Consider the following 18,991-nt stretch of genomic DNA (forward strand, 5'->3'; position numbering starts at 1 on the left):
AGGCATCAGGCTCGCGCCGGAACAAGCACCTGCCGCCGTGGCTCGCGGATGGTGACGACGGTGATAGCCGCGATCAGGCACAATCCCCCCGCGATGAAGAAGGCGGGCAGATAGCTCTGGTAGGCGGTACGGCTGAATCCGGCGCCCCAGGCCGCAAAGGCGGCCCCCATCTGGTGACCGGCGAAGATCCAGCCGAAGACGAGATTGGCGCGGTCACCGAAACGCTCGGCGGCAAGCTTCACCGTCGGCGGCACGGTCGCGACCCAATCGAGTCCGTAGAATACCGCGAAGATCGAAAGCTCGTAAAAGCTGAAGGAGGTGAAGGGCAGATAGATCAGCGAAAGTCCGCGCAACCCGTAATACCAGAACAGCAAGGTGCGGCTGGCAATGCGGTCGGAGAGCCACCCCGAGCCGACTGTGCCGGCGAAGTCAAAGATGCCGATGAGCGCGAGCATACTGGCGGCTGCGACTGGAACGATGCCGAAGTCGCCGCAAAGCGAGACAAAATGCGTCTGGACGAGCCCGTTGGTGCTCGCGCCGCAGATGAAGAACGTGCCGAACAGAACCCAGAACGTGCGCGAACGCGATGCGTCCCGCAGAGCCACGATGGGAGAGGCAAGCATGTCACGGAATGAAAGCTGTGCCGGAGCAGGTACCGGGGTGGGGTCGGCGGCGCCATAGGGAGCGAGGCCGAGATCGGAGGGCCGGTCGCGCATCAGCAAAAGCACGGCGAGGGCCGCAAGCGCGAGCATGACCAACACGAGGCCGAGCGCGTTGCGCCAGCCGAGGGCCTGCGTCAGGCTGGCGAGCAATGGCAGAAAGACGAGCTGCCCCGTCGCGGTACTCGCCGTAAGGAGGCCGACGACGAGACCACGCCGTGCGGAAAACCACCGCGTCGCGACGGTGGCTCCAAGGACCATCGCGGTTAGCCCCGTGCCGAAGCCAACGACGACGCCCCAGAGCAGGAAGAGCTGCCAGAGCTTCGTCATCGCAAAGGAGCCGAGAACGCCGGCGCCGATCAGCGCCAGCGCCACGGATGCGACAATCCGGAGCCCGAAGCGGTTCATAAAGGCGGCCGCGAACGGTCCCAGGAAGCCGAACAGGACAAGCCGGATCGCGAAGGCTGAGGAGATCTCCGATGTCGACCAGCCGAACTCCTGCTGCAGCGGGCCGATCAACACGCCAGGTGCGCCAACTGCCCCGGCCGTCACGAGCATCGTGAGGAAGGTCACGCCGGCGACAACCCAACCGTAATGGATGCCCCGTCGTGCGAAAAAGCTCGGCAGCGCGTCACGCGACGCGGAAGATGGAGCCGCCACCATCATCACACTCCTCTTTGCGGGTAGATACCCGTTTTTGGTTCAAAAATCAGAGCAACTGGCTGAGCTCGGCGATAAGCTCGACGCGCGTCGGCCCGAGCCGCTCGCCAATCTCGTCCTGGCAACGATCCCAGAGCGGCTCGGCCTTGCGGAGCACGGTGCTGCCATGCTCGCTCAGTGTCACAGTCGCTTCCCGCTGGTCCTCGCCGCGTCCGAGCTCGACGAGGCCGAGCTTCTGGATGACACGGACATTGCGCCCCATCGTCGAGCGGTCGAGTTCAAGATGCTTTGCGAGTTCGGTCAGGCTGATGGGCTGGCGCCGTGCGATTGTCCTGAGAAGGGCATACTGCGCGATGTTGATGCCAACCGGCGACAGCGCGGCATCGTAGAGCGCGGCAACCTTGCGAGTTGCGATCCGCAAATTGGTGCAGTGGCAGGGTGTCGACATAGATGCGTGTATATACCCCTATTCTGACGGGCGCAAGTGAAGGAGCGTCCTCCGGGGATTTCAGCACACGGGGGGGGGGGGCGACGTCGCGCTCGCAGCGCAGGCTGCTCAAGGGCGCAACCTTAGGCAACCTGCGGAACTGCTGCTTCGGCCCGAGGTTCTGGCGCTCACGCCGCAGCGCGGCCGACTGCCGAGGCAGCCGGCGTCAGCACCTTGATGGGTTACCCATGCCTGTGTTGTCCGCGCCGTCGTGATCCCAGCGATGCCGTTCTTGACCTAGATCAAATTTTGCGCTGATATAGTTCTATGTAAAGCATATGTCTTCTATTAGAAGACAAAATGAAGCGCAATCAATAGCTCCATGGCGGTTCGTTCTCTCTCCACGGTTCTGAAGACGCTTGCCGTTCTCGATGCGGCGGGGCGGTCCGATCGTCCGCTGCGGCTTGTCGATTTCTGTCGCGCGACCGGTGAGGCGCGCGGCGCCGTCTACCAGCGTCTCGTCACATTGATCGAGGCCGGGTGGCTGGAGGCGACCGATGACGGCACCTACAGGCTGTCGCTGCGGATCGTTCCCTATGCCAACCGTGCGCTCGACCAGGCGAGCCTCGGCACGCGGCTGGCGGATGTGCTGCAGCAGATCGTCGTCGAAACGGGTGAGACTGCTTCGCTCGCCGTGCTGGAGGATGGCGAGGCTGTCATCGTCCAGCGCGTGGAATCCAGGGGCATCCTCCGCTCCGACCTTCGCGTGGGCAAGCGACTCGAACTGGCGCGCACGGCGCTGGGCCGCGCATTGGTTGCCTTTGCGCAGCCGGAGGCGCTGGCGCATCTCATCGAACTCGGGGTGGATCTGCCGTCGGAGGAGGTGATCCGCGAGGTCCGCGCGCAAGGCTTCTCTGTCTCGGTCCTGTCCGGACCGCGCACGGTCTCGGCCGTTGCCAGCCCGATTTTCGACAACCGCGGCCATTGCATCGGTGCCATCTCCGTATCCGGGCCGACGGCCGGCTTCGACAAGGACAAATGCGCGCGGGCCGCCGTCGCGGCCGCTGAGCGCGCCAATTCACGCTTGATGGGAATGGATGCCGAATGATGGCTCTAGACACACGCCCGGCTGATCCGGCGTTTGATATCGCCAGCCTGATGCGCGCGCCGGCACGGATCATGCGGCCGGAGACGCTGGCGGCATTCCAGCCGTCCCGACTCAGTGCCTCCCGCGCGCTGATGAGCCAGGCGGTGCGCCAGAAATGGTCGATCCAGCGGCGGCGCTTCGACATCGATGCGACCGGCCGCGGCGTCGCCGACTATCGTATCGACATCGGCGGCTGGCGCTTTTCCTTCCCCGTCTATTCCTTTGCACCCGCGAAGGAAGGGCGGACAGGCCGCATCATCGGCCGGGCCTGGGACATGATGGGCGCCCTCGTCGAGGGCGACATGTCCGCGGAGGACTTCGAGACGACAGGGCGCGAATTGCCCAAGCTTTACGAGGGGCGCGCAACGCCCGGCACGCTGATCTGGTGTCGGTCCAACCGCAGCGGCCGGTTCTTCAACACGGCGCAGCAGGCGCTGGCGCAAGGTCGCCAGCCGGATGTCGCGGCGCTCGCGCAGAGCTGCTACCTCATGCGCAACACCGGCCTCGACGGCAACGGCACCTTCGGCACCAAGACCTTCCTGACCTATGAGAAGGACCATCCGCTCAGATGGTCGCTCTCCGCGCAGATGCTGTGCGCCTATATGATGCGGGTCTTCGCGCAGGATCTCGTGCATCACCTCGCGCGTCTCGCCAATCCGGCGGCACCGGAGCTTGCGCCGGACCTGCGCCGCTTTCTCGGCGTCGGCAACGGCTCGGCGCTGGGGCTGATGCTGTTCGTCAATAATCACCCCCGGCTCATCGATCGCTGGATCGGGATTCGCGAGACGGCGCTCGCCCATGCCAAGAGCCTCGCCCTGTCGCCGGATGGGCGGGAGATCGGGGTGCTGCGGGGGCTCGTCGAGAAGGCGATCCTGTTCCGTCGCCAGGATCGCGCGGAATATGAGGCGCTGACGGCGAGCGCCGTCATCGCCGAGGATCTTGTCGTGGTGAGCGACGCGCTGGGGCATCTCAAAGCGCGCTTCAAGGCCGGCGATATCCTGCCGCAAAGGCCGTTCGCCGATCTCTGCGACAGGCTCGAAGGCCGCGTCGCCCCCGAGGCGCTGGAAACGCTCCATTCCCTCCTCATCGAGCTCGTGCCCGCCCATGCCGACAGCCTTGTCGAGACGCTCGTGCTCGACGAGGAGCTGACAGGGCGGCCCGAGATGCCGGTTTGCCGGCTTCTCGAGATCCTGCGCGATGAATATGCCTGGGCCTTCGGCCTCGATCTCGCGTCGGAAGCCTCGTCCCGCTATGTCTGGTACAAGTCCGCGACGGCGGAGGAGCCGCGTCGCGGGCCGCGCAGCGAGGTCGAGGACGCGGTGAACCTCGGGCTCGATCTCGCGCGGTTCATCGTGCGGCTGGAGGCGGATCTCGTCCGGCAGGACCCCCACCTGAGCACGGCGCGTTTCCTCATGGCCCATCCCCAACACCGGGCGATCGTCACGCGTGTCCAGGCGCTCGCCGGCTCGTTCTACCATTCGCCTTACGCCGATATCATGAGCGAGGATTTCGTCCCCGCCCATATCACGCGGCTGCTCAATGTCGGCCTCCACGGCATCGACAAGACCCGCGACTTCCTCAACCGCAACCTGCGCGGCGTCCTCTTCCATGGCGCGCCGCTGCCCGAGGATCTTCGTGCCGGCACGGCCGACGATCACTGGTTCTATCCTTCGGAGCCCATATTGTGACTTTAGCGAACGCTTCGTCATCCACGATGCGCGCCAGCCTGCGCGAAAGCCGCATGGTCCTCGAGCGCCTGATGCAGGTCGTGCGCATCGACGAGGGCCTGGTTCCCTCGCTGCGCGACTGCGCCCTCTATTCAGCCGCCCTCGGCCTTGGTGGCTTCCCGGCCGTCTCGGCCCATCTGGAGCTGTTGCGCGGGGCTGCGCCCGAGCGCGTCAAGCTGGTCGCGGATTCGCCGCTGACGGTCGACGGCGGCGGCCAGCACGCCTGGGTGGTGGCCGAACTCGTCGTTGATCTCTTGGTGGCTGAGGCGCGGACGTCGGCAGCCGGCGGCCGGGAAATGGCGGAGGCACGCGTCCTCAACGTGGTGGAGCCGGAGGAGCTCGGCGTGGCGGCGGCGATCGCGCGGCGGCACGGCTTCGCGGTCGAGCTCAGCCGTGGCGAGCGGGATGCGGGCGCCCGTCTCGTCCTGCGTCCCGCATCCGCTGACGCGCCGGACCCCCTGCAGCGCATCCGGCTGGAGGGGCTCCCCGTGGCGCAGGATCTGTGGTGGCAGCTCTTTCACCGCGCCAATGAGGCGCTGGCCGTGGACACCATCCAGTCGCGCCGCCATGCCGGGCCCATCCGGGTCGAGGAGGACGGACGCGTCGTCGGCCGCCAGGACGACGACGAAACGGATTTCAGCCTGCTCATTGGCCAGACAGCGGCTGCGCCGCCGCCATCCGCCAATGGCATTGCCAAGCAAGGTGCCTGATCATGCTCATCGACGCATTGCAATGCGGAAATTTCGACCGCGAGGTCTTCGAGGAACTGAAGGCGGGTGGGTTTACCTGCGTCACCCCGACACTTGGATTCTGGGAAGGGACCCTCGAATCGCTCGATGAGCTCGGCCGCTGGCGCGACCGCGAGCGGGAGTATCCCGATCTCATCAAGATCGTGCGCAAGGCCGAGGACATCCGCGCTGCCGAACGCGAGGGCAAGGTCGGCGTCCTGCTCGGCTACCAGAACACGAACCTGCTCGAAGACCGCATCGCCTATGTCGAGTTGTTTGCCGATCTCGGCGTGCGCGTGCTCCAGCTCACCTACAACAACCAGAACGAGCTCGGCGGCAGCTGCTATGAAGAGCACGACAGCGGGCTTGCCCGCTTCGGCCGCGAAGTCGTGCGCGAGATGAACCGCACCGGCATCGTCATCGATTGCTCGCATGTGGGCGACAAGACGACGCTCGATGTCATCGAATACTCGCAGAAGCCGGTGGCGATCACCCATGCCAATGCCGATTCCCTCTTTCCGCACAAGCGCAACAAGACGGATCCCGTTCTGAAGGCGTTGTCGCAGACTGGTGGCGTCATCGGCTGTGCGGCCTATCGCAACATAACCCCGGCGGATGCCTGCGCCACGGTCGATGCCTGGTGCGAGATGGTGGCGCGCACCGTCGAGATCGCCGGCATCGACCATGTGGGTCTCGGCACCGACTACAGCCACAAGACCGGGCCGAACCATCTGGACTGGATGCGCAAGGGCCGCTGGACCCGCGGCGTGCAGTATGGCGCCGGGTCGGCCGCCGTCCCGGGCAAGGTCGCCAAGCCCGACTGGCTCGTCAATATCGGCGCGTTGAACAGTGTCGAGGGCGGTCTGCGCCGCGTCGGCTTCGATGAGGGCGATATCGCCAAGATCATGGGCGGCAACTGGCTGCGCCTCTACGAAGACGTGTTCGGGTGACCACAGAGAATTTGTTGGAACAGACGGGGAGATAACAATGACAAAATCAGATATCGGCGGCATTTCTTCTCCGGAGCAGGCCGCGCCGACCACGGCGGGTAAGGTTTCGCGCCGCTCGTTCCTGGCAACCGCTGCCGCAGGCGCTGCCTTGTCCATGCCCGCCGTGCGCCGGGCTGCGGCCGCCGACGAGAAGGTGCTCTATGTGAACACCTGGGGCGGCGCCTGGGAGGAGGCGGCGAAGGAAGCGCTGTTTACGCCGTTTACGCGCGATACGGGCATCGAGATCCGCACGGTCGCGCCGGTGTCCTTCGCCAAGCTCGCGGCGCAGGTGCGCACCGGCGTCTACGAATTCGACGTCACGACCCTGGGTGTGGCCGAGCTCGGGCGCGCCAACCAGGCCAAGCTGATCGCTGCGCCGGACAAGGCGATCCTCGATCCGGCAAAGCTCTGGCCGGGCGCCGTGGTGCTCGACGGCGTGGCCTCGCACGCCTTTGGCAATGTGTTGGCCTACCGCAACGAGAAGTTTCCCGCGCCGGGCCTCCAGAGCTGGGCCGATTTCTGGGATGTGCAGAAATTCCCGGGGTCGCGCTGCCTGCAGCGCTATGCCGGCCGGGTCATTCCCATCGCGTTGCTGGCCGATGGCGTGGCGCCGGACAAGCTGTTTCCCCTGGATCTCGACCGGGCCTTCAAGGCGCTCGACCGGATCAAGCCCCATATCCGCGTGTGGTGGTCGCAGGGGCCGCAATCCCAGCAGTTGCTGCGCGACGGCGAGGTCGACGCCATCGGCATGTGGAACACCCAGGTACAGCGCCTCGTCGAGGCCAAGGCGCCGATCACGGTGAGCTGGAACCAGGCCGTGGTCGACGTGGCCTATTGGGCCGTCGCCAGAGGAACGCCGCGCGCGGAGAACGCCTGGCGCTTCGTGAATTATGCCGTGCAGCCGGAGCCGCTTGCCCAGTTCGCGGTGAAGAATGACTACGGCCCGATGAATCCGGAGGCCTTCAAGTATATTCCGGAGGACAAGGCGAAACAGCTGCCGACCTGGCCAGCCAATTTCAAGAACTCGATCGTTCTCGATCCGGCGAAGATGTTGCCGCAGATTGACGAATTCTCGAAGCGCTTCGACCAGTGGATCGCGAGCTGACAGCTTCCGCGCCCGTTTCGCGGCGCTCGACTTCTCCCGGTCGTCTTGAAGGCGGCCGGAATTTTGGAACGCGCGGCACCTGCCACCGCGCGGCGGGCGCTGCCCGTCCGGTCTACGCGATGCTTGAGGAATAGGTTTATGGGGTCGAGCGTCTCGCGCCTGTTGAGAGGACCGGCTGTGCTTTATCTGCCGGCCGCGCTCTTTCTGCTCGTCTTCTTTCTCGTGCCGCTGTTCAACGTGGCGTGGATGAGCTTCACCGAGCCGGACACCGGAGTCGGCAACTATATCGCATTCTTCTCGTCGTCCTTCGACGTCGGCGTGCTCCTGAATACGTTCAAGACTGCGGCGATCGTCACCCTGACCTCGCTGATCTTCGCCTATCCCGTGGCCTATGTGGCCGCGCGCTACGGCGGGGCGTTCGGCTCCTTCCTGCTCATCGTCGTGACGCTCAGCTTCTGGACGAGCTTTCTGGTCCGCACCTATGCCTGGATGGTGATCCTCGGCGTCAAGGGCCCCATCACCGCCGCGCTCGTCATGCTCGGCTGGTCGCCGCCGCCGCAGATCCTGTTCACGACCTTCGCCTCGACCTTCGCCATGACGCATCTCCTGATGCCCTTCATGATCCTGACCCTCTATGCCGTCATGCGGCGTATCGATGCCACCTACATGCGTGCGGCGGCCGGGCTGGGCGCCAAACCCCTCAAGGCGTTCACGTCCATCTATCTGCCGCTCAGCCTGCCCGGTATCGCCAATGGCTCCGTGCTCGTCTTCATCACCTGCCTTGGCTTCTATGTGACGCCGGTGCTGCTCGGCAGCCCGCGCGACAAGATGATCGCCGGCCGGATCGGCGACGAGATCGAGCAGATGCTGAATTTCGGCGGCGCCTCGGCGATGGCGATGGTTCTTCTTGTCGCGACGCTCGGCCTCTTCGCGCTCTACAGCCGCTTCTTCGGCCTCGACAAGCTCTGGAAATAGCGATGTATTCGGAGAAGACCTTCCCCATCAAGCTCGTCGCCGGCCTCATCGCCCTGTTCATCGCGGCGCCGATGTTCATCGTCATCCCGATGTCGTTCTCGACGGCGCCCTCGCTCGAGTTTCCGCCGCCCGGCTACTGGCTCGGCTATTACCAGCGCTTCTTCACCGATCGGAACTGGACGCTTCCCCTGTTCAATTCCATCGTCATCGGGCTCGGCACCACCGTGTTGACCCTGGCGCTGGCCGCGCCGGCCGCCTTCGCGCTCGTGCGCCACGATTTCCGTGGCAAGGCGCTGCTCAATCTTGTGCTGATGATGCCGCTGGTGGTGCCACATATCGTCATGGCGCTGGCCTATTACAGCTATTTCGGCGCGCTGCGGCTGGTGCAGAGCTACACCGGGCTCATCCTCGCCCATACCTGCCTGTCGATGCCGGTGGCGATCCTCATCCTGACGGCGGCCTTGAAGACCTTCGATCGCAATCTGGAGCGGGCGGCCGCCAATCTCGGCTCGCGGCCGCTCACGACCTTCCGGCTCGTCACCCTGCCGGTGCTGAAGCCGGCATTCCTCGTTGCCGGCCTGTTCGTCTTCATCCACTCCTTCGATGAGACGGTGATCGCCCTGTTCATCTCCGGCCGCGATACCACGACGCTGCCGCGGCAGATGTTCAATTCCTTTCTGATGCAGGCCGACCCGGTGCTGTCGGCCGCGTCCTCCGTCCTTTTCACCGCCGTGCTCATCGCGGTCGCGGTGCCGGCCGTCATGCGTGCCATGCGCCGCAGGCGTCCGACGCCGGGCCGCGCCTGACCCTGTCGCCATTCGTATCGTTCATTCGTCTGAGAAGAGTTCATGCAGCCGCGCTCCCTGATCCTGACAGATCTCGTCAAGTCCTATGATCGGCGCACCAATGCCGTCGACCATATCGATCTCCGGATCGAGGCGGGTGAATTCGTCTCCTTTCTGGGGCCATCCGGTTCCGGAAAGACGACGACTTTGATGATGATCGCCGGCTTCGAGCAGCCGACTGCGGGCGAGATCAAGCTCGACGGTCGCGCCATCGAGCAGGTGCCGCCCTATGACCGCAACATCGGCATGGTCTTCCAGAACTATGCGCTGTTCCCGCATATGACGGTGCGCGGCAACGTGGGCTATCCCCTGCGCATCCGCCACATGGCGAAAGACGTGATGCGCCAGCGTGTCGACAAGGCGCTCGCCATGGTCGGGCTCAGCACCTTCGGGGAGCGCTATCCCGCGGAACTCTCCGGCGGCCAGCAGCAACGCGTTGCGCTGGCGCGCGCGCTTGTCTTCGAGCCCGGCCTCATCCTGCTCGACGAGCCCCTGGGCGCCCTCGACAAGAACCTGCGCGAGCATATGCAGGTGGAACTCAAGCGCATCCACAAGGAGCTCGGCGTCACCATGATCTATGTGACGCACGACCAGACCGAGGCGATGACCATGTCGGACCGCATCGCCGTGTTCAACGCCGGGCGGATCGAACATCTCGGCACGCCGACGGAGGTCTATTTCAAGCCGCGCACGCGCTTCGTCGCGTCCTTCGTCGGCGACAGCAATCTCCTGGAAGGGACCGCCGGCAAAGGCGGGGTGGTCGAGATTCCGGGCTTCGGCCCGGTCGCGACCGCTGCGACCGATCTGGCGCCGGGCGCGCCGGCGCTGCTGCTGATGCGGCCGGAGATCTTCGAGGTCGTCGCGGACGGGGAGGGGGCCTCCGTGACCGGCAACCACCTCGAGGTCGCCGATGTCGTGAACTACGGTGATAGCCTGCTTCTCATCGGCAAGGCGGGCGGGCAAGCCCTGCGCGTGCGGGTGCCGAGCCGGGTCGCGGCAGGCTATGAAGCGGGCGGGCGATACGGCATCCGCTGGAATCCCGCCAATGTCCAGGTGGTCGGCGGCTGAGCCCGTGACCGACGACAAGCGCGGCCGTTCCTGATATTCACGGCGGAAGCCTGTTTCGGGAGCCCGCCCCATGTCTGCGCCAAACTCCGCGCCAAACTCCGCTTATTCCGAACTTCACGCCCATTTTGGCCGCGTCGCGGCGCTGGCCAATGCGGTCGGCATCCTGCAGTGGGACAATGACACGATGATGCCGCGGGGCGCGGCCGGTCAACGCGCCGAGAGCATGGCGCTGCTGCATGTCCTGCGCCACGGCATGATGACCGATCCGCGCATCGGCGACTGGTTGGCCGAGGCGGAGGAGGATGCAAGCCTCGGCGCCTGGGAAAAGGCGAATCTGCGCGAGGTCCGGCGCGTCTGGACCATCGAGACGGCCGTGCCGCCGGATCTCGTGGAAGCCTCCAGCCGGGCCATCTCGGCCTGCGAGATGACATGGCGGCAAGCGCGCGCCGATGCCGATTTCAAGGCCCTGCTGCCCTCGCTGACCGAAGTGCTCAAGCTGCAGCGCGCGATCGGCGCGGCAAAGGGCGAGAAGCTCGGGCTCTCGGCCTATGACGCGCTTTTGAACGACTACGAGCCCGGCGGGCGTTCCACGGCCATCGATGCCTTGTTCGACGATCTCGCCGATTTCCTGCCCGGGCTCACCGCCGAGGTGCTCGCGGTGCAGGCGCGCCGGCCGGCCGATCCGCCTCTGACGGGGCCGTTTCCCGTTGCGGCCCAGCGCGCCCTCGGGGTCGAGATGATGGGCGTGCTCGGCTATGATTTCGAGCGCGGGCGCCTCGATGTCTCGACGCATCCCTTCTGCGGCGGGGCGGACAACGACGTGCGCATCACCACGCGCTACGACGAGGACGATTTCACCAGCGCCCTGATGGGTGTGATCCATGAGACCGGCCATGCCCTCTACGAGCAGGGGCGGCCGCAGGCACAACTCGGCCAGCCCGTCAGCCTCGCGCGGGGCATGAGCATCCACGAAAGCCAGTCCCTGCTCATGGAAATGCAGGCCTGCCGCAGTCGCGAGTTCCTTCGCTTCGCTGCGCCGGTGATGCGCAAGGCGATGGGAGGCAGCGGCCAGGCCTGGGAAGCCGAGGCCCTGTGGCGCCGCTACACCGAGGTGGAGCGCGGCTTCATCCGTGTCGATGCGGACGAGATCACCTATCCCGCCCATGTCATCCTGCGCTATCGCCTGGAGAAGGCGCTCATCGCCGACGCGATGCCGCTGGCCGAATTGCCGCTCGCATGGAACGCCGGCATGCGCGACCTCCTGGGTGTGACGCCGCCGAACGACCGCCTCGGCTGTCTTCAGGATGTGCACTGGCCGAGCGGCGGCTGGGGCTATTTCCCCACCTATACGCTCGGCGCGATGACGGCCGCCCAGCTGTTCGACGCGGCGTGCCGTGCCAATACGGATATCTTGCCGGCTATCGGTCGCGGCGATTTTGCGCCGCTGGTGAACTGGCTGCGCTCGAACATCCATATCTACGGGTCGTTCTACGAGACGAACGATCTGTTGATCCATGCAACCGGGCGGCCGCTCGATGCGAGCGTCTTCAAGGCGCATCTGCGCCGGCGTTACATCGAGGAAATCTAGGCGCAGCCCTGATTTCACCTGAAGGTTCACAGGGCGCCTTGATGCAAGTTTGGCGCAACAGAGGATCGTTGGCGTCCCTTCTCCCCGCCGGGGAGAAGGACAGGATGAGGGGGGCCGCGTTCGGGAACGAAAGCCGGGCCCTGGAGCATTTTCGCGTTTCTCCGAAGCGCGAAAATGATCCATGTCTTTGTTTTAGCGTATTTTCTTCACGCGAACCGGTGTCCACTTCGCTCGAAAATGCCCTAATCCTTCGATCCGCCGGTCAATCCTTCCGGCGCGGGGCCGTCGGGGGCTTCGATGAACATGCCGGAAACAGGCTCGACATAGGTCAGGTGGTCCTTCACGGCCTTCGTGCCGGCAATGCCTTCGGCCAATACCTTCAAGGCATAGCGCAGTTCATCGGTGACGATGACGCCGACGAGATGCACGACACCGTCACGGACGAAAACATCGACGCCATTGACGGGCGCCCAGGGCTGCTTGGCGATCTCGGCCGTGATCGCCTCCTGGATCGCCGCATCGCCCTTGGCGGGCTCCGGCCTGCGGAGCAGGGCCACATTCAGCGCCTTGAGAAGATCGGCGCGGGTGATGATCCCGACGAGGCGCCCGTCCTGCGTCACGGGAACGCGCTTGATCTTCTTGCCCTCCATCAGCCCCACGACCTCCTCGAGGCTGGTGTCGGGCGCGACGGTCACCACATCGCGCGTCATCACCTCCTCGACGCGGCGGGCATGGGCCTGCACGTAGTCCTCGGCGAGGCGGCCGGGCCCAAGGATATACGACAACCAGCGCTTGCGCTTGACCTCCGTCCCCAGCTCGGAACGCCGCAGGAGATCACCTTCCGTGACGATGCCGACGAGCTGGCCTGCCGTGTCGACGACGGGAAGACCGCTGAATCCATGTTCGACCAGCGACTGGACGGTATCCGCGATCGTCGCGTCCGCCTCAACGCTCATCACCGGGCTTGTCATGACATCCGAGGCTTTCATGGCCTGATCCTTTCGATACGGCTTATCTTTGTAGTGGACGATGCCGGCCGCATTGACAGCGATCAAACCACAGTTGATCGACGTCAAGGAGAAATAGTTGGTCCGGTATAGGTTTCGGTTTCGATCGGTATCGGCCGCGCGGCTCCAAGCCAAGCTGCCCGGACAAGGGAGCAGACCTCATGCCCAAGATGAAAGCCGCTATCTTCGTGGAACCCGGCCGGATCGTCCTCGATGAGAAGCCAATTCCTGAGATCGGACCGCTTGACGCACTTCTGCGCATCACCACGACAACGATCTGCGGGACCGACATCCACATCCTCAAGGGCGAATATCCGGTGGCCAGGGGGCTGACGATCGGCCATGAGCCGGTTGGGATCATCGAGAAGCTCGGCTCTGCGGTGACCGGCTATCGCGAGGGACAGCGCGTCATCGCCGGCGCCATCACGCCGAGCGGCCACAGCTATGCCTGCCTGTGCGGCTGCGCCTCGCAGGATGGCCCGGGCACGCGCCACGGCTTCAAGGCCGCCGGCGGCTGGAAGTTCGGCAACACCATCGATGGCGCGCAGGCTGACTATGTGCGGGTGCCGGACGCCATGGTGAACCTGAGTCCGGTGCCGGACCATCTGACCGACGAACAGGTGCTGATGTGCCCGGATATCATGTCGACAGGCTTTGCCGGTGCCGAGAGCGGCGGCGTTCGCATCGGCGACACGGTCGTCGTCTTCGCGCTGGGGCCGATCGGGCTCTGCGCGGTGGCTGGCGCCAAGCTGATGGGGGCGAGCACCATCATCGGCGTCGACACGGTGCCGGAGCGCTTGGCGGTGGCCAAGGCGCTGGGCGCCGATCACGTGGTCGATTTCAAGCAAGGCGATCCCGTCGAGCAGATCATGGCGTTGACCGACGGCCGCGGCGTCGACGTGTCGATCGAGGCGCTCGGGACGCAGGGTACCTTCGAATCAGCGCTTCGGGTGTTGCGTCCCGGCGGCACGTTGTCGAGCCTCGGCGTCTATTCGAGCGATCTCACCATCCCGCTCGATGCTTTTTCCGCCGGACTCGGGGACAACCGGATCGTCACGTCGCTGTGCCCCGGCGGCAAGGAGCGCATGCGGCGGCTCATGAGCGTCGTGGCATCGGGGCGGGCGGATCTGACCCCGCTCGTGACGCATCGCTTCAAACTCGAAGATATCGAGGACGCCTACGATCTCTTCTCGCATCAGCGCGACGGGGTTTTGAAGGTCGCTATTACGCCCTGACGCGCGAGGGCGGCGCAAACGAAAACGCCGCCCAAATGGGGCGGCGTTTCAGCGAAATCCTCATGTCTGAGGGAGTGGAGCAGGCCCGCTCTAGCCTGCGCGGGCCAAGGGCTGGCCTTCCTCCGCATTGTCGGTACCGCCGCTGAGGTCGCGCAGGCTGCGGGGGCGCTCGATGGTCAGGTGATAACGGCCGCGGAAGGAAATCACGCCTTCGCGCTGCATCCGCGTGAGCACGCGGCTCACCGTTTCAATGGTCAGGCCGAGGTAGTCCGCCATGTCGAGGCGGCTCATCGGCAGATCGATCTCCCGCCGCGACGGCCCAAGGCGTTCGGCCATGGCGAGGATGAAGCTCGCCACGCGTTCGTCGGCGGTTTTGCGACCCAGCATGACGATCTGGTCCTGCGCGCGCCCCAGCTCCCTTGCGATGGTTGCGAGTGCCTCGAAGCGAAGGCTCGGGATTTGATCGGCGGCGCTGTAGAGATTGCGGCGTGACGCGCGCCGGAGCTTGACCTCACCCACCGCCTCGGCGCTGCAGGGATAGCGGCCTGTGAAGGCAAGGCCGACGATCTCGCCCGCGCAGGCGAAGCCCGTGATGGCCCGGCGTCCGTCAGGAAGCGCCCGGTAGAGCCGAAGCAGGCCTTCCACGACGGTAAAGACATCCTCCGCCCCATCGCCCTCCCAGAACACCGTCTGACCCACAGCAAAGGGTTCGAGCGCCGCCTCGCGGAATAGGACACAGAGACCCTGGCCGCCCTGTCCGCCCTGCACCGCCTCCCAGCCACGTTGCGACAGCGAAGGGTGCCACGCGGGAAAGGGGAAGACGGCGGGTGTTGTCGAGACGGTCATCAGAGTTTGCATGGCGCTTTCCTGTCGAGGTGCGACAATGAGAAAGCGCGCGCTGTGTGACGTGCGTGTCAGACCTATCGCAAGAATCCGTGCGATTGTGTAACAGTTTGTAATCGGTGAAGGTCCAGTGGTTCGTCGTCGACATGTGCATCCGCCTGATACGGGCCTCGGAGCCAATGTCGGATTGACGAGAACCACTAGCAAGTTATTGGTTTTAGTGGAGCTTTTGAATTTGACATTTGATCCGGAGCCTCATGTCAGGCGGGACTCACATGTCAAATTCGCTCCACGAGCTGGTGTTTGGAGCTGGTTTGAGCGACGACGACAAGGCAACGGCGCATATCCTGGTGGTGGACGACGAGGTTCGCATCCGCGATATGCTCTATCGTTATTTCGACGGCGAGGGCTTCAAAGTCACCTTGGCCGATGGCGGCCCGTCCATGCGCGCCGTGCTCGAGCGCGAACAGGTCGACCTCGTCCTGCTCGATCTCATGATGCCAGGTGATGACGGCTTCGTCCTCGCCAAGGAGATCCGGGCGCGCGCGGACATCGGCATCATCATGCTGACCGGTCGCAGCGACATGATCGATCGGGTCGTCGGGCTCGAGGTCGGCGCCGATGACTATATCGCCAAGCCCTTTCACCTGCGGGAGGTCCATGCGCGGGTGAAAAGCGTGCTGCGGCGCCTGCGGCCCGGCGCCCGGCCAGCCGGCCAGACCGGACCAGCGGTCGAGCAGACCGTGCGTTTCGATGGATGGGTGCTCAATCTCGATCGCCGGCAGCTCACGGCCCCGACGGGCGAGGATGTGGCATTGACCACCGGTGAGTTCGACCTCCTGTCGGTCTTCGTCAGCAATCCCGGGCGCGTGCTCGATCGCGACCGGCTGATGGATCTGACGCGGGGGCGCCAGTGGGAGGCTTTCGATCGCACCATCGATGCGCAGGTCGGCCGTCTCCGGCGCAAGCTGGATATCGATCCCAAAGATCTCACAGATGCCAAAGGCCTCACGGATTTCAGGAGCTCCTCGCTCATCAAGTCCGTGCGCGGCGTCGGCTATGTCTTTACCGGCGCTGTGTCGCGCGGGTGATTGGTCGGCCGTTCAATCGAGGACGGCGCGTAATTTTTTCGCCAGGGCGGCCGTTGTATAGGGCTTCATCAGCCATTGGGCGGACGATGCGGGATGCCGCAGAACGAGGTCGGGTTCGGCATAGCCCGATGTGAACATGAGCTTGATGCCTGGGCGCAGCACCTCCGCGGCCTTGGCAAGGTCACTACCGGTCATGCCGCCGGGCATCACCATGTCCGTGAAGACGAGCGCGATCTTCTCATGATGCCGGAGCCGTTCAAGCGCCACCGGGCCGTTCTCTGCCTCCAGCACGTCGTAGCCGAGGTCACGCAGCCGGCTGACGGTGACGCGGCGCACGCGGGGGTCGTCCTCGACCACCAGCACCGTCTCGCCCCGCGCTCGCGGCAACAGCGTCGGATCCTGCGCCGAGGATGCTGCGTCGCTGTCCGGCTCATCGATGGCGGACGGCAGGTACAGCCGCACGGTCGTGCCATGGCCAGGCTCGCTATAGAGCTGGACATGCCCGCCGGACTGCTTGATGAAGCCATAGACCTGGCTGAGGCCAAGCCCCGTGCCGGCGCCCACCTCCTTGGTGGTGAAGAACGGCTCGAAGGCGCGGTCCCGCACCTCCGCCGTCATGCCGGTGCCGCCGTCGGTTACAGCGATCAGCACATAGTGTCCGGCGACGGCGTCCGGGTGGATCTCGCAGTAGCCGGCGTCGAGTTCCGCGCGGCTGACCGCGATCGTGAGCCGTCCGCCATCGGGCATGGCATCGCGCGCGTTGATGCCGAGATTGAGCAGCGCGTTCTGCAATTGCGATGTATCGACGACCGCCTGGAGATTATGCTCGTCAACGACCATGCGCACCTGGACCCGTTCCCCGAGGGTGCGGCGCAGCAGCCCGGCGAATTCGCTGACGAGTGCGCTGATATCGACGAGCTTGGGGTCAAGAGGATGCCGCCGTCCGAAGGCGAGAAGGCGCTCGGTCAGTTTGGCGCCGAGCTGGGCGGCCTCCTGTGCCTCGCGCACCAGAGTGCGTTTGAGCGGGTCCGGCCGCAGCCGGCGCTCGAGCATCTCGAGATTGCCGAGGATGACCGTGAGCAGATTGTTGAAATCATGGGCGATGCCGCCCGTGAGCTGTCCCACGGCTTCCATCTTCTGCGCGTGCCGCAGCTCCTGCTCCATGCGATGGCGCGCGGTGAGGTCGCGGATGAAGCCGGTGAACAGCCGTCGGCCGTTGGCGATCGCCTCGCCGACGGCAAGCTCCATCGGGAAGGTCGAGCCATCCTTGCGCAGCCCTTCGACGGCCCGGCCGATGCCGATGATGCGCTTCTCGCCGGTCGCGAGGTAGCGGTCGATGTAGCCGTCGTGAGCGTTCCGGTGGGGGGCTGGCATGAGCGTGCTGACATTGCGGCCGACGATTTCATCGGCGCCATAGCCGAACAGGATTTCCGCGGACTTGCTGAATGATTCGATAAGGCCGTGCTCGTCGATGGTGACGAGCGCTTCGGGAGCGGTATCGAGGATGGACCGCAGCCGTGCCTCCCGCTCGCGCAGCACACTTTCCGTATCGCGCTTGTCAGCCGTGCCCTGTTCGGCGGCCGCGCTCATCTTGGAGGCACTCTCAGTCACGCCGGCTTCGTCCCTGGATTCCGGAAATGTATCGCATTGGACGCAATTACAGTGCTTCTTCCCACGCCATGCATTGCGCGATGTCAAACCGAAGCCAATGATTTTGGACTTGTCCACCGCCCCCAAAGCGCAAGGCAGGGCAGAAAGACGTTAATTTTTGCCTGTTCGCACCTGCGGCTGTCTGTCGCGACAACCCTTGGGTTCGTTAAAGTTTTGGTAACTTTTTGGAAGTTTTCTCGTCATGTTGCCGCAAAAAAACACGCGGCAGTTGATGGACGAACCCGACGCCACCGTTATAGTGCGGACATCTGTGGCGTCAGGGAGCTCCGGCATTGGATAAAGCGGCATGAACGAACGCAGCTTCGCGAAGATCTCGATGGGCTTGGCCTTGCTGCTCGTGACACTGACGCTCGGTGCCTGCAGCGCTTCCCGTGGAACGGTTTCCGACGCGCGTACGTTCTCCGGCACGAGCCGGGAATGTCTGGCGCGGGCCATGTATTTCGAATCCAACCGCTCAAGCGAAGACGGCATGCTGGCCGTCGGCACCGTGGTCATGAACCGCGTTGAGTCGCGACAGTTCCAGAATTCTGTTTGCGGCGTGGTCGGTGCGCCCCGGCAATTTGCCCAGGGGGTTCTGTCCAAGCCGATGAAGGAGGGAGCTTCCCGCGAGCGTGCGCTGAAGGTGGCGGACGCCCTTCTTGCCGGCAAGCGCCACAAGGGCGTCGACAAGAAGGTCATGTACTTCCACACGGCCGGCCTGAAGTTCCCCTACAAGAACATGCATTACACGGTCGTCGCCGGGGGCAACGCCTTCTACGAGAAGCGTGGCCGCAAGCCGACGATTCCGCTGGCCCCGATCGAGACCGCCTCGCCGGTCATCATGGTCGCGGATGCCCGCCCGGTCTCGCGTGCCACGCCGAATATCGTGCTGGCTTCGGCGGACCAGCCTGAGGTTGTGAGCGAACAGCGCAGCGTTGTCGCCAGCTATGCACCCGCGCAGGAGCCTGCGACGCCGGCGCCCGTCGTGGCGCGCGTCGAGCCTGAGGCTCGGCCGGCCGCAGCGGCGGTGCAGGAAGCGGTCGCGCCGGCAAGGCTGCCGGTCCTGCGCACGGCGATGCAAGCCAAGCCCGTCTACCAGCCCAAGCCGGTCGTCGTGGCCTCAATGATGCCGCTTCCGCCGATCCGCGCGGCTGTGGCAGCGCCGCCGGCCCGTGCGCCACGCAACATGACGGAGCTCATCGAGGCGACGTCGCATGTGAATGCGGGTCTCGGCCCGATCTACTGAT

17 protein-coding genes are annotated in these 18,991 nt (G+C 65.0%); 12 read left to right on the top strand and 5 right to left on the bottom strand.

Features of this window, described 5'->3' with window-relative positions; genetic code table 11:
• Positions 1 to 5: 5 nt before the first annotated feature.
• Entirely contained in the window at positions 6 to 1,325 is a 1,320-nt protein-coding gene (locus tag C7450_RS11545; RefSeq protein WP_425351180.1) for an MFS transporter, read from the bottom strand.
• A gap of 43 nt (positions 1,326 to 1,368) precedes the next feature.
• On the bottom strand, positions 1,369 to 1,767 hold the full coding sequence (locus C7450_RS11550) for a MarR family winged helix-turn-helix transcriptional regulator (RefSeq protein ID WP_110374586.1): 399 nt from the start codon (positions 1,765 to 1,767) through the stop codon (positions 1,369 to 1,371).
• A gap of 361 nt (positions 1,768 to 2,128) precedes the next feature.
• Between C7450_RS11550 and C7450_RS11555 the strand changes: the two genes are divergently transcribed.
• The 9 genes from C7450_RS11555 (at position 2,129) to C7450_RS11595 (ending at position 11,918) form a co-directional block, all read left to right on the top strand.
• Positions 2,129 to 2,854 (top strand): IclR family transcriptional regulator, encoded by a 726-nt coding sequence (locus tag C7450_RS11555; RefSeq protein ID WP_110374587.1) that lies wholly within the window; start codon positions 2,129 to 2,131, stop codon positions 2,852 to 2,854.
• On the top strand, positions 2,854 to 4,581 hold the full coding sequence (locus C7450_RS11560) for a hypothetical protein (protein ID WP_245449624.1): 1,728 nt from the start codon (positions 2,854 to 2,856) through the stop codon (positions 4,579 to 4,581). The genes C7450_RS11555 and C7450_RS11560 overlap by 1 nt, the downstream gene beginning before the upstream one ends.
• Complete coding sequence (locus C7450_RS11565; RefSeq protein WP_245449626.1) at positions 4,578 to 5,330, top strand: hypothetical protein; 753 nt, start codon at positions 4,578 to 4,580, stop codon at positions 5,328 to 5,330. The genes C7450_RS11560 and C7450_RS11565 overlap by 4 nt, the downstream gene beginning before the upstream one ends.
• 2 nt (positions 5,331 to 5,332) lie before the next feature.
• Positions 5,333 to 6,298 (top strand): membrane dipeptidase, encoded by a 966-nt coding sequence (locus C7450_RS11570; protein WP_110374590.1) that lies wholly within the window; start codon positions 5,333 to 5,335, stop codon positions 6,296 to 6,298.
• Between the two features lie 37 nt (positions 6,299 to 6,335).
• Positions 6,336 to 7,442, top strand: a complete 1,107-nt coding sequence (locus tag C7450_RS11575) for an ABC transporter substrate-binding protein (RefSeq protein ID WP_110374591.1) — start codon at positions 6,336 to 6,338, stop codon at positions 7,440 to 7,442.
• Between the two features lie 138 nt (positions 7,443 to 7,580).
• Positions 7,581 to 8,417: an ABC transporter permease gene (locus C7450_RS11580; RefSeq protein WP_110374592.1), complete on the top strand. Its 837-nt coding sequence runs from the start codon at positions 7,581 to 7,583 to the stop codon at positions 8,415 to 8,417.
• Positions 8,418 to 8,419: 2 nt separating this feature from the next.
• Positions 8,420 to 9,223, top strand: a complete 804-nt coding sequence (locus tag C7450_RS11585) for an ABC transporter permease (RefSeq protein WP_110374593.1) — start codon at positions 8,420 to 8,422, stop codon at positions 9,221 to 9,223.
• Positions 9,224 to 9,265: 42 nt separating this feature from the next.
• Positions 9,266 to 10,330, top strand: a complete 1,065-nt coding sequence (locus C7450_RS11590) for an ABC transporter ATP-binding protein (RefSeq protein ID WP_110374594.1) — start codon at positions 9,266 to 9,268, stop codon at positions 10,328 to 10,330.
• Positions 10,331 to 10,400: 70 nt separating this feature from the next.
• Positions 10,401 to 11,918, top strand: a complete 1,518-nt coding sequence (locus C7450_RS11595; protein ID WP_110374595.1) for a carboxypeptidase M32 — start codon at positions 10,401 to 10,403, stop codon at positions 11,916 to 11,918.
• A gap of 242 nt (positions 11,919 to 12,160) precedes the next feature.
• On the opposite strand, the gene C7450_RS11605 is transcribed toward C7450_RS11595, so the two are convergent.
• The gene (locus C7450_RS11605; protein ID WP_110374733.1) at positions 12,161 to 12,907 is read right to left on the bottom strand and encodes a CBS domain-containing protein; all 747 of its coding nucleotides are present in this window, start codon (positions 12,905 to 12,907) and stop codon (positions 12,161 to 12,163) included.
• A gap of 179 nt (positions 12,908 to 13,086) precedes the next feature.
• On the opposite strand from C7450_RS11605, the gene C7450_RS11610 reads away from it, so the two are divergent.
• Positions 13,087 to 14,160, top strand: a complete 1,074-nt coding sequence (locus C7450_RS11610) for an NAD(P)-dependent alcohol dehydrogenase (RefSeq protein WP_110374597.1) — start codon at positions 13,087 to 13,089, stop codon at positions 14,158 to 14,160.
• 90 nt (positions 14,161 to 14,250) lie between these two features.
• On the opposite strand, the gene C7450_RS11615 is transcribed toward C7450_RS11610, so the two are convergent.
• The gene (locus C7450_RS11615) at positions 14,251 to 15,018 is read right to left on the bottom strand and encodes a helix-turn-helix domain-containing protein (protein WP_110374598.1); all 768 of its coding nucleotides are present in this window, start codon (positions 15,016 to 15,018) and stop codon (positions 14,251 to 14,253) included.
• 260 nt (positions 15,019 to 15,278) lie between these two features.
• On the opposite strand from C7450_RS11615, the gene C7450_RS11620 reads away from it, so the two are divergent.
• On the top strand, positions 15,279 to 16,094 hold the full coding sequence (locus C7450_RS11620; RefSeq protein ID WP_110374599.1) for a response regulator: 816 nt from the start codon (positions 15,279 to 15,281) through the stop codon (positions 16,092 to 16,094).
• 12 nt (positions 16,095 to 16,106) lie between these two features.
• On the opposite strand, the gene C7450_RS11625 is transcribed toward C7450_RS11620, so the two are convergent.
• On the bottom strand, positions 16,107 to 17,684 hold the full coding sequence (locus tag C7450_RS11625; RefSeq protein ID WP_110374600.1) for a PAS domain-containing sensor histidine kinase: 1,578 nt from the start codon (positions 17,682 to 17,684) through the stop codon (positions 16,107 to 16,109).
• Positions 17,685 to 18,051: 367 nt separating this feature from the next.
• Between C7450_RS11625 and C7450_RS11630 the strand changes: the two genes are divergently transcribed.
• A complete protein-coding gene (locus C7450_RS11630; RefSeq protein ID WP_110374601.1) occupies positions 18,052 to 18,990 on the top strand; it encodes a cell wall hydrolase in 939 nt (312 codons plus the stop codon).
• Position 18,991: the final 1 nt, after the last annotated feature.

Source organism: Chelatococcus asaccharovorans (genome assembly GCF_003201475.1).
GTDB lineage: Bacteria > Pseudomonadota > Alphaproteobacteria > Rhizobiales > Beijerinckiaceae > Chelatococcus > Chelatococcus asaccharovorans.